The 16,145-nt window shown below is 39.5% G+C and carries 14 protein-coding genes; 4 read left to right on the forward strand and 10 right to left on the reverse strand.

Features of this window, described 5'->3' with window-relative positions; all coding sequences use genetic code 11:
* Window positions 1–43: 43 nt before the first annotated feature.
* A complete protein-coding gene (locus KV40_RS09310; RefSeq protein WP_036480181.1) occupies window positions 44–1,486 on the forward strand; it encodes a cytochrome ubiquinol oxidase subunit I in 1,443 nt (480 codons plus the stop codon).
* A gap of 21 nt (window positions 1,487–1,507) precedes the next feature.
* Complete coding sequence (cydB, locus tag KV40_RS09315; protein ID WP_036480184.1) at window positions 1,508–2,521, forward strand: cytochrome d ubiquinol oxidase subunit II; 1,014 nt, start codon at window positions 1,508–1,510, stop codon at window positions 2,519–2,521.
* A 113-nt stretch (window positions 2,522–2,634) separates the two neighbouring features.
* On the opposite strand, the gene KV40_RS09320 is transcribed toward cydB, so the two are convergent.
* Complete coding sequence (locus tag KV40_RS09320; RefSeq protein WP_036480186.1) at window positions 2,635–3,543, reverse strand: UbiA family prenyltransferase; 909 nt, start codon at window positions 3,541–3,543, stop codon at window positions 2,635–2,637.
* 181 nt (window positions 3,544–3,724) lie between these two features.
* Between KV40_RS09320 and psb34 the strand changes: the two genes are divergently transcribed.
* The gene (gene psb34, locus KV40_RS34855) at window positions 3,725–3,895 is read left to right on the forward strand and encodes a photosystem II assembly protein Psb34 (protein ID WP_036480189.1); all 171 of its coding nucleotides are present in this window, start codon (window positions 3,725–3,727) and stop codon (window positions 3,893–3,895) included.
* A gap of 252 nt (window positions 3,896–4,147) precedes the next feature.
* Here psb34 and KV40_RS36660 read toward each other — a convergent pair whose 3' ends face one another.
* Window positions 4,148–5,410 carry a CAP domain-containing protein gene (locus KV40_RS36660; protein ID WP_072013801.1) on the reverse strand — a complete coding sequence of 421 codons (1,263 nt, stop codon included), beginning with the start codon at window positions 5,408–5,410 and terminating at the stop codon, window positions 4,148–4,150.
* 744 nt (window positions 5,411–6,154) lie between these two features.
* On the opposite strand from KV40_RS36660, the gene dprA reads away from it, so the two are divergent.
* Window positions 6,155–7,270 (forward strand): DNA-processing protein DprA, encoded by a 1,116-nt coding sequence (gene dprA, locus KV40_RS09340; RefSeq protein ID WP_036480190.1) that lies wholly within the window; start codon window positions 6,155–6,157, stop codon window positions 7,268–7,270.
* A gap of 4 nt (window positions 7,271–7,274) precedes the next feature.
* Here the strand turns inward: dprA and KV40_RS09345 are convergent, their stop codons facing one another.
* The 8 genes from KV40_RS09345 to KV40_RS09380 form a co-directional block, all read right to left on the reverse strand.
* A complete protein-coding gene (locus KV40_RS09345) occupies window positions 7,275–7,814 on the reverse strand; it encodes a hypothetical protein (RefSeq protein WP_036480193.1) in 540 nt (179 codons plus the stop codon).
* A gap of 259 nt (window positions 7,815–8,073) precedes the next feature.
* The gene (locus tag KV40_RS09350) at window positions 8,074–8,439 is read right to left on the reverse strand and encodes a hypothetical protein (RefSeq protein ID WP_036480196.1); all 366 of its coding nucleotides are present in this window, start codon (window positions 8,437–8,439) and stop codon (window positions 8,074–8,076) included.
* 62 nt (window positions 8,440–8,501) lie between these two features.
* Complete coding sequence (locus tag KV40_RS09355) at window positions 8,502–10,139, reverse strand: NAD(P)/FAD-dependent oxidoreductase (RefSeq protein ID WP_036480199.1); 1,638 nt, start codon at window positions 10,137–10,139, stop codon at window positions 8,502–8,504.
* 331 nt (window positions 10,140–10,470) lie between these two features.
* Entirely contained in the window at window positions 10,471–12,666 is a 2,196-nt protein-coding gene (locus KV40_RS32055) for an EAL domain-containing protein (protein ID WP_052055502.1), read from the reverse strand.
* A 286-nt stretch (window positions 12,667–12,952) separates the two neighbouring features.
* Entirely contained in the window at window positions 12,953–14,965 is a 2,013-nt protein-coding gene (locus KV40_RS09365; RefSeq protein WP_036480202.1) for a ribonuclease catalytic domain-containing protein, read from the reverse strand.
* A 77-nt stretch (window positions 14,966–15,042) separates the two neighbouring features.
* A complete protein-coding gene (gene rpsR, locus KV40_RS09370) occupies window positions 15,043–15,258 on the reverse strand; it encodes a 30S ribosomal protein S18 (protein WP_036480205.1) in 216 nt (71 codons plus the stop codon).
* 20 nt (window positions 15,259–15,278) lie between these two features.
* A complete protein-coding gene (gene rpmG / locus KV40_RS09375; protein ID WP_036480208.1) occupies window positions 15,279–15,473 on the reverse strand; it encodes a 50S ribosomal protein L33 in 195 nt (64 codons plus the stop codon).
* Window positions 15,474–15,523: 50 nt separating this feature from the next.
* Window positions 15,524–16,054: an RDD family protein gene (locus tag KV40_RS09380; RefSeq protein ID WP_036480211.1), complete on the reverse strand. Its 531-nt coding sequence runs from the start codon at window positions 16,052–16,054 to the stop codon at window positions 15,524–15,526.
* Window positions 16,055–16,145 lie beyond the last annotated feature (91 nt).

Raw genomic sequence — 16,145 nt, forward strand, 5'->3', positions numbered from 1 at the left:
CTGTAGAACGCAAAATTCATGCTGATTACTTCCAGAAATATAAATGGACTTTTTATCGAATCCTGTTGCTCTATCGCGGATGCAGTTTGCCTTTACCGCTATCTTTCACATGTTATGGCCAGTTCTTACTACGGGTATGGCAATCTATCTGATAGTTGTAGAAGGAATGTGGCTCAAAACTCGCAACCCAGATTATTACTATCACGCTCGTTTTTGGTCGAAACTCTACGTACTTAATTTTGGTATTGGCGTAGCTACGGGTATTCCAATGGAGTTTCAGTTTGGTACTAACTGGGCACCTTTTTCGCAAGCTACGGGAGATTTTTTTGGTAGCGTTTTGGGTTTTGAAGCTTCGATGGCATTTATGCTAGAGGCTGGTTTTTTAGGCATTATGCTGTTTGGTTGGGAAAGAGTACCACCCGTAATGCACTATATTGCCACAATTATGGTGGCATTTGGAGCTAATTTATCTATTTTCTGGATTTTGAGCGCGAATTCGTGGTTGCAGACACCCGCAGGTGGCGAATTTATTAACGGACATTTTGAAGTTCGAGATTATTTTCAAGCAATCTTCAATCCGTTTATGCTTAATAGCGTGATGCACATGTTTATGGCGACATTAGAAACGTCGTTATTTGTCATCGGCGGCATTAGTGCCTGGTATATTCTCAAAGACCGTAATGCCAAATTTTTTAGCTTATCTTTTAAAATAGTTTTGGCAGTTGCGATCGCGGTTACTCCCCTACAGCTTTATATCGGACATTTAAGCGGCGAACAAGTTTATCGCTATCAGCCAACCAAATTAGCAGCAATGGAAGCACAGTGGGAGACTATCCCCGCAGGTGAATCTCCCGCTTGGAGTATGATGGCAATTCCTAACGATAAAGCAGAGCAAAATGATTGGGAAGTTTCTATTCCTGGGTTGTTAAGCTACATTCTGGAAATTAAACCCCGACTGTCCGAACCCGTACAAGGACTCAAAGAATGGCAGAGTGAAGATCGTCCCCACATGATTGGTTTGGTGTACTATTCGTTTCGAGTCATGATTGCTATTGGCGTATTTTTGGCTGCTTTGATGGCATTGACTACCTTGCAATGGCTGCGAGGTAAACTCTCACCCGAAAACATTACCAAACAGCGTTGGTTGCTGAGAATTTGGATGTTAGCCGCACCTTTAGGCTATATTGCGATCGAATCTGGCTGGATCGTGCGCTGCGTCGGCAGACAGCCTTGGGTAGTCTATGGAGAAGTTCGTACTATCGATGGTGTTTCCGATTTACCAGCAGGAGACATTATCGGTTCGCTAGCTGCATATATAATCGTTTACTCTTTACTATTTATTGCCACACTTTATTTTGGCAGTCGCATTATTCGCAAAGGTCCAAATTTAGATTTACCTATACCTGGTAAAGAGGTTGCTTCGGAAGTAGAAACCGAACCAGCGACTAAAATTCCCGATAATCGTCCTTTAGAAGCGCAACAGTAATTTGACAGTTATGTGACAGTTATGGAACCATTACAAAATTTTTTACCTCAACTCTGGTTTGTAGTTCTGGCTTTATTTCTCTTTCTCTACGTAATGTTAGACGGTTTCGATTTAGGGGTAGGCATTCTATCTATTACTAGCTCTACCGAAGAACGTCGCGGTATTCTCATGACTAGTTTAAATAATGTTTGGGATGCCAATGAAACCTGGTTGGTATTAATGGGAGGCGCATTATTTGGAGCATTTCCTCTAGCTTACGGTACGATTCTTCAAGCTTTATATATACCTATTACGCTCATGGTTTTTGGGCTAATTTTTCGGGCGGTAGCTTTTGAATTTCGCGAACATTCTAACCGCAAATTGTTCTGGAATTTGGCATTTGGTATTGGTAGCTTTTTAGCAGCTACAGGACAGGGTTTTGCTTTGGGTGGAGTCTTAAAAGGTATTGCCGTAGACGAGTCGGGAATCTTTATTGGTAATACTTGGGACTGGTTTAACTGGCAGTCGGTTTTGATAACTCTAACTTTGATTCAAGGCTATGTATTGATTGGTTCTACCTATTTGATTACCAAGACCGAAGGTGAGTTACAAGATGTTCATTATAATACTGCCAGAATTGCTGCTATTACAACTTTAATCGGGGCGATTTTAATTACCATTACCACGCCAATTTTTTATGTCAGTGCCAGAGAACGCTTGTTTACCGAGCCATTTATCTATGTTTTTGCGGCAATACCAGTATTAGGGATTTTGCTGATAGGTTTATTGTTGAGAAGTATCCGCCGAAGGCGCGAACGCAGTCCTTTTATCTGGACTATTTTATTATTCTTACTTTCTTTTTTCGGATTGGGATTAATTGTTTTTCCCTATATCATTCCTACAGAAATAACTATCTATGAAGCTTCGGCTAGTCTTAGTTCTTTAGTGTTTATGATAATCTTTATCGGCTTTTTGATTCCAATTATGCTGGCATACAACATCTATCAATATATTGTTTTTGGTGGCAAGGTTACGGAGCAAAATTATGGCGGTTAATTATAGTATTTTGTATATAAGACGGGGGAAGCTGTGAGAAATTTGAGCAATAGGTAATAAGTATTAAAGCGATCGCCTAGAACAAAAATTCTTTACTTTACCGCTTCTAGGTTTCAAACTAAAGTAGAAACTGCTTCTAATCCCCAATGAAATAAAATAGGCACGAATAAAACGCCATCAATCCAGATATTGTAGAGCGCTCGCGACATTTCAGGTTTAACTATCCAAATATAGCCAATGGTTATTTCTGTAGATAAAACTATCTCTGGATAATAGTTAAAAGTATTTGTCCTCCAGGCTGCAAACATTACCAACAGCATGACAACATTCAAAGTCGTTAAGACGATTCTCGTTCCTCGCACTCCTACTATTAGCGGTAAAGTAGTTACACCTTTATGGCGATCGGACTCGATATCCCGCAGATCGAAAGTATGAGAATTAGAAACAATAAAGACAAAGGTAAACAGAGTCGTCAATGCTGCCATTGTATCAAACTGTCTTCCTGCGTAAGCTAATGGTAAAGCAACTGCTGCATAAGTTAGAGTTCCTCCCACAATCCAGGCTTTAGAACCAGGAATATCTTTTAAGCGATACCATCTAATTTGGGAATTTCTGCGCCAGGGAAACAAAGGCGTACCGTAAAGTAGAGGCACGATACCCGCACAGCTTACATATCGAACTATCAAAGGCGCGTCATATAAAAGTACGGCAGTGGCGATAATTGCTGCGATTAATAAGAGAAAAATATAAGGCTGACGAAAAAAAGATTGTGCCTCGGCTTCGGGGATTTCTTGCACGTAAGAATCAAAGATGCGATCGAGATTATAGGGAATGAGTCCCGTAGCGAAAATCAAAGCAATAGGTTTCCAATTAAACTCTAGCCCCATTAAAATCTGAGCAAAAATCCCCAATGAAGCGATCGCTGCCGATACCCATACACTCGGATAGATTATTAGGCGAACAAAGCGGTCGTACAGCCAAGTTTGCAGATTAGTATCTTTCTCTAATAAAGCAGTTTTCATGTTTTGAGTGTTTTGGGCAAAAATAATAGATTCTACTTTAGCCTAGAAAACTTTACATAGTTCGACAATCTATAACTCGCGCTAATCATAAAATACATTTTTGTCAACCATGCTTTACAAAACTAAAAATCTTTGTTAACATATATTACAGAAGCGTAAAACAAAAATTTAAAACTTAATTATGACTACGACAAAAGACGAAAACGGAATTATTAATAACTTTGCTAAAGAACCTAAAGTGTATGTTGCCGAAAACCCCACACCAAAAGAGCAACGTCGTTATGCAATCACTGGAGCTATATCTGGTCTGCTCATCGCAGGCTTTATTGCTGCTTCCTTTGCAATTAGCTAAGACTTTAACTAGAGTTAAATTTAAAAAACCTCGGTAAGACCGAGGTTTTTTGTTTAGAGAAAATAATATAAGCTCTATTTTCTCTATATTCAGTACGAATATCGATAGTCGATGTTGATGACTTTAGTTAAAAACATTTAAGTAGGTAAGCGAAATAATTTATAAGACTCGAACGTAAAATTTTATCCCTAATCCCCAATCCATAATTCCAAAATAAACTATCTTATATTTAATTACACTCACTTACTTAACTTAGAGTGATGTTTGGTTGTTTGAATTTTCCATAAATACTTTGCTTTCATTCAAATCAGAACCAGAAATATTATCGACAAGATTGCTTAATTCATAATCTCGATCGATCTTAGCTGCACTTCCCAAGCTCGAATTAGTAGATAACTTAGAAAAAGTGTTCCAATTACCATCTTCTAACCAATCTTGGAATTTTTCTCTCCAGTTGCCACCAAGATCGACTGCATCATTACCACCCGTAGGCACTGAATTATCACTACCCGTTAAGTTATCGTTATTACTGCTGTTTAGAGGAGAGCCAAAAACCTGCGTCCAATAATGATTGTAGTTGACTTTTCCCGTATCATTGGCTAAATATTCATAGCCAATACCAATTTCTTGGTAATTTGGATTGAGAATATTGGCACGATGACCAGGACTATTCATCCATCCTGATACTACTTCGGCAGCAGTTCTCTGTCCCGCAGCAATATTTTCTCCTACAGTTGAATATTTATAGCCGCTATCTAAGGCGCGATCGCCTACACTAGAACCATCAATTCCCCTATGGCTAAAAAAGTCGTCCTCTGCCATATCGTTACTATGATTTTGAGCGGCATCAACTAATTGTGAATTTAGCTTTAAAGGTTTTAATCCCGCTTTAGTGCGTTCGGCGTTAGTAAGTTTGAGAACTTTGCTAATTATTCCAGTGTCTGGAGAATTAATATCTCGATCGATTACGGGAGTAGATATCGTTTTTTCTTTCTTAGGTTTAGAGGTAGAATCTCGATCTGTATTAGTAGGATTTGGTTCTACAGGAGTAGGATCTTCGGTTGTCGATTTTGGCAATTCCGCATTAGAACCTCCACTACGATTATTTAAAGAAGTTCCAAAAACTTGAGTCCAATAATGTTTGTAGTTAACCTTTCCCGTATCGTTGGCTAAATATCTGTAGCCAACGCCAAGTTCTTGGTAATTTGGATTGAGAATATTGGCACGATGACCAGGACTATTCATCCATCCTGATACTACTTCGGCAGCAGTTCTCTGTCCCGCAGCAATGTTTTCGCCTACAGTAGAATATTTGTAGCCACTATCTAAAGCGCGATCGCCTACACTAGAACCATCAATTCCTGTATGGCTAAAAAAGTCATCTTCTGCCATATCGTTACTATGGTCTTGAGCGGCATCAACTAATTGAGAATTTAGCTTTAAAGGTTCTAATCCCGCTTTAGTACGTTCGGCGTTAGTAAGTTTAAGAACTTGGTTAATTAATTCTGGATTCATAAAAAAGTATTCACATTACAAATACATCAAATAGCTAGACACTAAAACTTAGTCTTCTATTTTTTTTGACTTTGCTTTTACGTGCTGTTTTTTAAATTGGTTTTATAGTTTTAATTTATTTGTCTAAATAAAAACACCAGTATTAATTAGTCTGGCGATCTAATATAAAATCGACTAAAAAACAGTTTAAAAATACGTTGTGATAGCTTAATACAACCTAATATTTAGCTGTAAAATGTTAAAAAGCAATTGTATTTTGCTGTATCAATGGGTTTACTGTATTTTCAAAAAATCTAAAATTTATAATGTTTTAGTATCGCTAAATTGTAGAATTATAAAAAGATCGACTTTTTAACTAAATAGCTAACGGTTACTTCATCGCTCTTTAATTGGTTCTACACTTTCATTTATAAAATTTTATTCAGTAAAGTCGTGCGATCGCGATTTGCTAATATTTGTGTTTATTAATATTGCCAAATACACGAGTTTGTAATATAATAGAAGCTTTAAGTATTTAGATAACTATAAATAGCTAAGTAGATTTATTTCTCGCAAAGTATTTACAACTTATTTCCAGAAATTAATTTAGAGCCAAATGTACAAAATATATTGGCAATCCGCTCAAAATTAGAAGTTTATCTTAAAGAAGGGTTAACATTGTCTCTATAGTTTCATTAGCAACATAAATACTTGTTGTACTTTCTTTGCTGAGTCTTGTTTTTTACTAAATATTAGTTTATATAAATGCCAGAAGAACGAGCTTATTGGTTGGCCTGGTCGCAGATATCGGGTATAGGTGCAATTTCTCTTAAAAGAATCGCTCGACACTTTGGTTCTTTGAAAGATGCCTGGAATGCTCCAGCTAATGCTTTTGGAGCAGTAGAAGGATTAAATAGTAAAGCTATTAATGCTATTATCCGCGAGCGAACGCCAAACTCTCTCGAACCCGAACAGTTACTCAAACGACATCTACGGCACAATCCTCAATTTTGGACTCCAGATGATTCTGAATATCCGCGTCTATTACAAGAAATTCCCAGTCCTCCGCCTCTACTGTATTATTGCGGACGAGTTTTACTTGCAGAAAATCAGGGTGATACACCTTTAATCGGCATCGTTGGCACTCGTTATCCTACTGAATATGGCAGACGATGGACTAGCAAAATCACTAGATATCTAGTCAAACATGGTTTTGGTATTGTTTCGGGAATGGCTGCGGGTATCGACGCAGTGGCTCACGATAGTTGTATCAAAGCAGGAGGTAGAACGATCGCCGTATTGGGTACGGGAGTAGATACAGTTTATCCCCTTAGTAATCGACAACTCTATCGACAAATAGAGCAAAATGGCTTGATAGTTAGTGAATACCCCGCCCAAACCAAGCCAGAGCGCGGTAACTTTCCCGCTCGCAATCGCATCATTGCAGGTTTATGTCGAGCGGTCTTGATAATGGAAGCTCCTAAAAAGTCGGGTGCATTGATTACCGCTCGTTTTGCTAACGACTTCAATCGCGATGTCTATGTTTTACCAGGATCTTTAGACAATTCTCAATCTTTAGGATGTTTGGAACTATTAAATCGAGGCGCACACGTCATTTTGAGTGAGGAACATTTGCTAGAAATGTTGGGTACGATGCCTTATTTAGATCCGATAGAGCGATCGCCCGTTACTCAAACTTTACCACAGTTAGAGCCAGAACTAGAGCGTGTTTTTCAAACTATCGGAACTGGAGCGATCGCTCTAGATGCGATCGCCCAAAAAACTAACTTACCTCCAGAGCGAATAATGGCCGCCCTATCTCAACTAGAAATTATGGATTTAATCGTTCAGTTACCAGGGATGCGCTATCGAAGAACATAAGCTTTTATCTAACTGGGTAGCGATAAATAATATATGGAACTCTACTTTGTCCTCGTCTGAAAATTGAGGTCAGACTGTAAGGGTCGAAATAATTCTCAAATCTAAATACCCGATCTTTAATTACCTCACGAGGTAAATAGCTGGGGGAAGTTTGATAGCGTCTGAGATATGCCGTGTAGTCATTACCTATTTCATTGTCGATATAGTATGTGCTACCAATAGTACTTAAGTCAACAGGAACACTGCCTTCTCCTAAAAAATATAGGTTATCGTCCGTTAAACTTTGGCTAGTTAAGGGGTCAGAGCCAACAATATTACTATTGTTGTTAATAATATTTAATTCTCCCTCAGTAGTAGCAGCCTCTGTAGTTTCACTGCTGACTAATCCCTGACTGGCATTGCATATATCTGTTAAATCGGTTAGCTCTCCAGAATTATCGATTAAAAAGCACTCAGGGCGTTCTTGAGCCATAGCTATTGGCACGATTGCACCAAGCGAGACAATACTAGTTAAAGTTACTGACAGTAAAAACTGAAATTTCATCTTACTTGCTCCATCAAAAAACAATAATACCGATATATTTACTAATATCTTTATTTATTGTCGTTTAAAAGTGCAGTATTGTACTACTAAATTGGTTTTATTATTAACAATTGTTACTATCGATGCAACCAAAAAACGCTCGCGCTATAAATATAGAATCATCCTAAGATTCACAAGTAACGCGAGCGTTTCGGTGCTTAGAAACCGAAATGGACGGAAGTGGTCGAGCTAGATATTTGCTTTCCTAGAGCTATAGTCACTAGCCGACCATTTCTACTAACTTTTTGCTATAACTTCTAATTTCTCCGTAATCGTTACTGTTATCGGCAAAAAATGTTCCGCTAACTTTAATTTCTTCTTCTCGTTCTTGAAACCACAAAGTATCTATGCCAGAGAAGCCAGCAAACGGTCCTTTGTGTTCCCGCCAGTGTAAAACTAAAACGCTTCCCCCTTCAGGATGATTTCCTGCTGCCAGACATGTGAATACACCTTCTTCTTCGCCATCAGGAGTAGCATAAGTGCCTCCTCGCTCGTTTAACAATATTTGTACTAATTGCCAATCATCTTGATGGGTACGGAATTGAGCATTAATTGTTATACTTCTAAGCCAATTTGGTACTGTCATTACTTGATGCCTCCTCATAAAATTTTGCTAGTTTTATTTATACTCAATCGCCAGGGCGATCTTTAATGACCTAAAGCTGTTGCTAAACTTTCAGTCGTTTGATTTTGAACGATGTAGGGATTCAGTTCTAAGTGATTGTTGAGATAGTTAGACAAATAAGCCTCTATTTGTGCGATCATTGGTTCGTAATCTTTGGAGGACTGTTCGTCAATTGTTTTAGTTTTGCCTATTGTAATTTCTGCTTGTCGCATAATGTGCCATAACTGTTGTTGGAATGACTGATAGACTGGATTGAGAATTCCCCAGACGTTAGTGTCGGCTAAAGTGTAGTCGGAGTTGATGTGCTGATTAAAGTGACGACGAGCATCAATTTCTTGAAAACGCTGAATAATTTCGATCGCTCTAGGATGATTGAACGACATATACACTAAGTGGTTGTCGCGTTCGTGAGCTTCATATAGTTTATAGGCAAAGTGTTCGTAATCGGCAAAAGCCTGGCGAGAAAAGTTACAGTTATCGAGCGCTCTTAAAGTGCTTTGAGCGGCAAAGTAAGCTGTAGCAGCACCGCTAGTCAATCCAGGAGAAATTAAGGGATCGACAAAGAAAGCTGCTTCGCCAATACTCAACCAACCGTTACCCGTAATTTCTTTAGCGTAGCCGCGAATGTTTGCCCGCGTTCTCAAAGGCTGCTGGGTGCCGTAAAGATCGCTAACTAGTTCGGCACCTTCGAGCATTTCCTGAATGGCGGGATATTTAGCAGCATAGTGTTCTAAAGTAGCTTGGCGACCTTTACCAAACATATTGTCGCGATCGTCGCGTAAGACTAATCCCATGCTTACCAAATCTTCTTCGGGACAGCCATGAAGCGCGGCGAGTTCTTCTTTACTTGGTAAAGGAGATTCCGAATCTAACAAGCGAGCGAACATTGAATCGGCATTGAGATTTGGTGCTTGTTCCCAAGAATTTAAAGGAATATACCACATCCAACCTTCTTTAAAACAGAAGTGTTGGGTGTATTCATCACGACTAAACTGGGCGACTTGGTTCCATTCCGTACGATTTCCCAGACGGTTGAGGTTTTTGAAATAACCCCAAACAGCATTATTCTGAAACAGAATATTTTCTTTAGTATACAAACCAAGATGTTTGGCAATGACGCTTGCAGGACCGCTAGCATCGACTAAAAGCTGACATTTAAGTTCGTATCTCTGTTTGCGGTAGCGATAAGCAACAGTATTACCGCTGTCGCTAAGAACAGAAGCAGCTAGTTCGACTCTAGCACCTTGAATTACTTCTACACCCAAACGGCGAGCATTTGCAAGCAACAAACCATCTAACAAACGGCGTTCTACTTGAAAAGTTTCATCAAAAGTTTCTAAAATATATTCTGAAGCTTTACCTATGTCTGGTGTCGTTTCATCTATGTGGAAAAAACCCAAACCGTTTTTAGGATAAAATAAAAGTTCTAGTGTTTCCTGAGATATACCTACAGAACGCAATGCTTTGCAAAATCCCGAGAGGGTACTTTCTCCGATTTTATATTTAGGTGTTTCCTCTCGCTCTAAAATAACAACACTTAAGTCTGGGCGAGCTTGTTTTAGCCAGGAAGCATATAGTAAACCCTGGGGACCTGCTCCAATTACTGCAACTTGGCATTCATTACTATAGTTATTTAGATTAGATTTAGTGTTAGTAGTCATCGTTAATTAGTTAGCTTGAATTACTTAGACTACTAGAAGATAACCTCGCTATTTTTAATTGATAATGTGGAGAATACTTATGTTTTTATCCTGAGATCTAAAACTAGCTCAGTGAAAATATTTATGTAATAATACATTTTCAAGAAAACAATTATTCCGAATAACTGATATATTTAGCTTTGACCGTGAAATAAAGTTGAAAGCAAGTCTTACAACCAAAGAAAAAGTAGGAAGAAATTTAAGCTTTGGGCTTTGGAAAAGTAAGTAATAAATGGGTAATGGGAATAAGTGAATTATTTGAATTTGCTACTCGCTACTTGTTACTTACTAGCTAGTAATTCCACCGATCCAACCACAGTTTCAATGATTGATGGTGCAAGGGACAAGAAAACAAGTATCCCTGACCGTAAACACATTGGAGTCCACGCAATGCAGCTAACTGCTTTTCGGTTTCTATGCCTTCGGCAATTACTTTTAGACCCAGGCTTTTTGCCATCATGACAATTGCTTCGACAATTTTATTATTTTTATCTTTGCGATCGAGATTCTGTACGAAAGAGCGATCGATTTTAAGAGCGTCAATAGGCAAACTACGTAGGTAACTCAAAGAAGAATAACCAGTACCAAAATCATCGAGGTCGAGTTGTACTCCTAAAGCTCTTAATTGCTCCAATGTTTTCATCGTGGCTTCCGTATTATCCATGAGCATACTCTCAGTGATTTCCAATCTCAGGCTATCTGCTGCTAAACCCGTTGTTTCCAAAATTTGCACCAAAGATTCGGTCATAAACGGTTGCGATAGCTGCTTTTGTGAGAAATTTACCCCCATAGTCAAAGCAGGATTATTAAAACTCACTTGCCATTCTCTGAGTTGATAACAAGCCTCCTGCAAAATCCACCAGCCTAAAGTGACAATCGCTCCTGTTTCCTCTGCCAAAGGAATAAAATCTCCAGGACAAACCAAACCTTTTTGAGGATGCTGCCACCTGGCTAAAGCTTCAAAACCTTTAACTTTATTATCGGATAGGGAAATAATTGGCTGATAATAAAGCTTGATCTCTCCTCTGTCTAAAGCTCTGCGAAAGTCAGTTTCTAACTGTAAGCGGTTTACAACTTGTACGTGTAGCGTGTCATTAAACAGTTCGTAGCGAGTTTTACCTAAAGCCTTAGCTTTGTACATGGCAATGTCAGCATTGCGTAAGAGTTTTTCCGCAGAATCCGAACTGCTATCACTAATGGCAATACCAATACTCACGCTAGTAAAAACTTCATGAGTACCCAAACAAAATGGTAATTTTAGACTAGCTTGGATTCGCTCTGCCAATCTTGTCGCATTACTAATACATTCAATATCGTCAATCAAAATTGCAAATTCATCACCGCCTAATCTAGCCAAAATATCGCTTTCACGTAAATAAGCCTGAATTCTCTGCGAGATTGTTACTAAAAGTAAATCGCCAAAAGTATGTCCCAAACTATCGTTGATTACTTTAAAGCGATCTAAATCTAAAAATAAAACTGCAAATTTATCGTTGGAATTGCGTCGGTATTTTTTCAAAGCATGAGTCAGATGGTCGCTAAATAAACTACGATTTGGCAATCCCGTTAGGGAATCATGTAAGGCATCGTGAATTAGCTGTTCTTCAACTCGCTTGCGTTCTAGTTCTGCTGCGGCGCGGGAAGCAAAAATTTTGAGAATGGCAAGTTCTAATGAGCCATCTTCAATAGGATTTTCGCTAATTATGGCAAGATGTCCCAATACTTGTCCTGAAGAGTTTAGTAATGGAACCCCAACATAACTTTCAGCATTAAATTTGGCAAAATCCGCATCTTGAGGAAAAATCTTTTGAATGTTACGAGGATAGTGACAGGGCAAACCATTAATTACTCTCTGACAGGGGGTATGTGCCAGTTTATATTCATAGTTTTGTCCGAAATCATCTTTACACCAGAATGCCAGGGTGCGAACCATCGGAATATCTCCTCGAAGACATTCAGTTACCAGAGCATAGTTGACCCCAAGCGCACGTGTCAGATGATAGACCAAAGAGTAAAAGAATTCATTTCCCGTTGCTGCTGCGGTGCCTTCGGCTATGGAACGCAAACATGATTCCATTTGCTTGTATTCGGTAATTTTGGTTTGAGCGATCATTACCTTGGGCGAGTCGGCATCTTGAAATTTTTCTAAATGAATTGAAAACCAATTTTTGTTACTGCCGTTCCCATAGACATACTCTAATTTGAAATCGTTTCTCTGGCGATTGAGAATTTCGGCTATAGCTCGGTCGAGAGAGTTAATACAACTGCGATCGCTATCTTTAGCTACATTTTTCAGCCATAAACTAAAGTAGCTATCGCCTACTACTGCATCTCTATTTAATAAACTTAGTTCTCGATTGGTTTTCCAGGGTTGATTGATAGCAGTAATATATCCAGTTCTATCTACTATGGCAATTTGAGTAGAAAAAGTATTGAGTACAGCCTGTGATAGTTTGAGATCGAACTGAAACTGATTTGGCGATCGCATATAAATTATATCTGGCAGTAAACTGCGATAAAGTAATCGAAAGCGATATTTTATAAGAAAAGTATCGATACTCCTAATGCTCGAATTAACGCAAGTGTCATTTAAGCTCTAGTTTGTTGGCTCGCTATTTTCCGCATAAATATACATAATATTAACGGCTAAGTGACTATACCGAACAAACTATCGATACTGCTTAAAATAAGCGTTAATATTCTATCAAAAATCTCAATCCCCTGGTATACACTTAGTGTTTTTCTCTGAGATTGAGTAAGAACTTAAATTTTAGCTATATAGTTGCCTGAGCTTCTGCCTGAGTTATTTCCCGAAACTGAATTTCATCGCGATGTGGATCGGAACGAGTTACCCGCATTTCCAAACGATCGCCTAAAGCTACAGAGCGATCGAAACGATGGGGTAACTCCAAACCCAAGTCTTCAATTAAAATCAAGCCTAAATTTTCATCTTCTCGCAGCCACCGTAAAACTAGCACTTGCCAAATACATTCTGCATTGCGCCGTAAATATTCCAAACTCCAGTAACGATTGGTTTGGCGTTCGACTAAAGTAGCTTCGTAAGCCGAACTGGTAACGCTAAAGACAATTTCTTGAAGCTGTTCGCGTGCAAAAGGTAGCGGTTCGCCTTTAAGATGAGCTTTAATTTGAAAATGAGCCAGCAAATCGGTATAGCGACGAATGGGAGAAGTTACCTGAACGTAGCTGTCCAAACCCAGGCTAGCATGGCGGGTTGGGGTCATGTTAATTTCACTGCGGGGCATGCAGCGTCGCATAGCACAATAGCGAACTGGTCCTGGCGGTAAGAGCAGTAGTTCTTCATCTGATGGTAATTCTGGCTGTTGCTGCCCGCGATAGGGTAGGGGCAAACCATGTTCCGAACCGTATCTACCGCCTATTTCTCCTGCCAATATCATCATCTCTGCTACCAGTTGACGCGATCGCGAACTGTCTAATAGTTCGATGACAATTTCATCATTTTCTTTGACTTTGATTGCAGATTCTGGCATTTTGATTTGGATCGAACCCTGAGACTTGCGCCGTTCTCTTCTCAGTCTCGCCCATTCTGATAATTCGGCAATTTCACTTTCGTTTTTTAAGCCAAAATCTAACATTTCATCGACATCGTCATAGGTTAGGCGATAAGTCGGTTTAATTAGAGTTGGTTCGATTCGATATTCTCGAATTTCGCCAGTATCGTCGAGAATTACGCCAAAGCTTAGGGCGGCACATACCTGACTCTGTACCAAGCTCATCGGTCCTGTAGCTAGTTCGGGGGGAAACATCGAAACCATACCCGTAGGTAGATACAAACTGGTACTACGGCGGCGAGCTTCTAAATCCAGTTCGTCTTCGGGAACGACCAAACGAGTAGGGTCGGCAATATGAATCCATAACCGACTCGAACCATCATCGAGGTATTCAATGCTCAGACCGTCATCAATTTCTGTAGTACTTTCGTCATCGATGGTATAAACTTTGAGTTGGGTCAAATCCAAACGTTCTGGATCGGGTTCGGTCATGGTTGACTGAAGACGAGATTGCGCCACATCAAGTACCCTTTGAGAAAAGTTAAGTGGAAAAGAACTACGGCGTAAAAATAAATTTTCGTGTTCTTTCCACCATCCTATCTCTACCAACAGTTGAAAAGCACCACGAGAATCGTTAGTTTTGTTAGCAGCAGCTAAAATTTCTTCAGCAGTACGGGAGTTGTTGCTCGAATCTAATGCTAGTTTTTCTACTGCTTCTAGTCGCAGGCGATCGCTTTCCGTCCATTCAATAGCAGTTCCTGCTAGAGCCTGTTGGAGATGAGCGATAAATTCGGCTTGTTCTCGCTGTTTCTGTGCCCGAACTTGTTCTTGATGTTCGATTTCCTCTACTTGTGCTGCCGAGCGAGGTTCGTAACTGTCGCCTTTTTTCTTAAAATAAATTTTATCCTGACTTAATAGCACGTGAGCGGCATAACTATATATCGAACTGCGATCGGAAAACAGCAGTTCTGCCATCTCCTCTGGAGTAACGGCTCTTTCCTCTTCAGTTAAAATTTCCCAGGCTATCTGCAAACTATCTGGATCGATATATTTTCGCGCTCGTTCGACAAAGCTGGGGATGTCGGCAACTTTATAGGAACCGCCATCGACCATATATTCGACTCGTTGAGGGCGTATTTTGTGGGATTGTCCTCCTTCGTCGATAACTATCCAGTCTTTTTTTCCTTCTGGTCTTTCGGCAACTGCAAGGCGACGCTCGCCCTGCACTCTGAATTCAATCAGTTTTCCTTTTTCCACCAGCTTTGTACTTCAATTCAACAACCTTTGCTCTTTTAGTCTAGCTTCTTCTCTGTCAAATATTTGCTGGAGCGCGATTATCCTTCTTTATTAACAAAGGGCAGCAAAGCGATCGCTCTTGCTCTTTTAACAGCTACAGTCAAGTGCCTCTGCTGTTGGGCAGTCAAGCCAGTAATCCGCCGAGGTAAAATTTTGCCCCGTTCGGTAATAAATTTACGTAACAACTCCACATCTTTATAGTCGATAGGATCGCTTGGTTTGATAGGTGAAAGACGTTTGCGGTAATATGCCATAACTAAAATTTAATTTTATTTTATTTGATTTCTTTGTGAACTGTATGTCGGTTGCAGTGGGTGCAGAATTTTTTTAATTCCATTCTGCCAGTAGTATTGCGTCGATTTTTGCTAGTCGTATAACGAGATACTCCAGCCGAACGTTTGTCGGTATTGCTGCGACACTCGGTACACTCTAAGGTAATAATAATTCGTACTCCTTTCTTGGCTGCCATAGTTTTAATTTAAAGATATTTATACTTCATACTTATTAGCACGCAAATTCTCATTTTTGCATACTTCGCCGTATTTGAGCAACTATTTTTTTGAGACGTAGATCTAGAGAAAAACCTCTCTTAGTTTGGGTAACTGCTGTTTGAGCCAAACGGTCGTGAAGTGCCTGGTTATAGTTTTCGTCGGCAATAGCGATCGCGCAATCGACTAGTAAGGGGGCAAGTAACAGCAGCATCGATAAACCATTCTTAAAATTTATTTGTAAACCGATCGTAGCCAGCATTGCTGCTATACCGACTGCTCCTTCTCTCTTTGCCAAATCGACCAAACTGGGAACGCGATTAAAACGAGGATCGATAACTTTAATATCTAAAGCCCATTTCCCCAAACTTTGACCCTGATTTTTATCACCCAGCACGACCCGCATTCCCAACCAAACTAAAATAAATACTAGCCACTGGAAACTCACACCAAAAAAAGAACTAATAAACCAAACAGTCAAAAAATCAATTGCAAAAGCTCCAATTCTTCTGTCATTTGGAACTCTAGGAAAACGTTTGTAGCTAGTTTTTGAATCGTACATCGTTGCTGCCCAAATTTTTTAAGCTTGTTGGTTTTACCGCTTCGCGATAGCTATTAGCTATTGTATCTACTAGTAGACTGAGGCGTAATTA

The sequence above is a fragment of the Myxosarcina sp. GI1 genome (assembly GCF_000756305.1).
Taxonomy (GTDB): Bacteria; Cyanobacteriota; Cyanobacteriia; order Cyanobacteriales; family Xenococcaceae; genus Myxosarcina.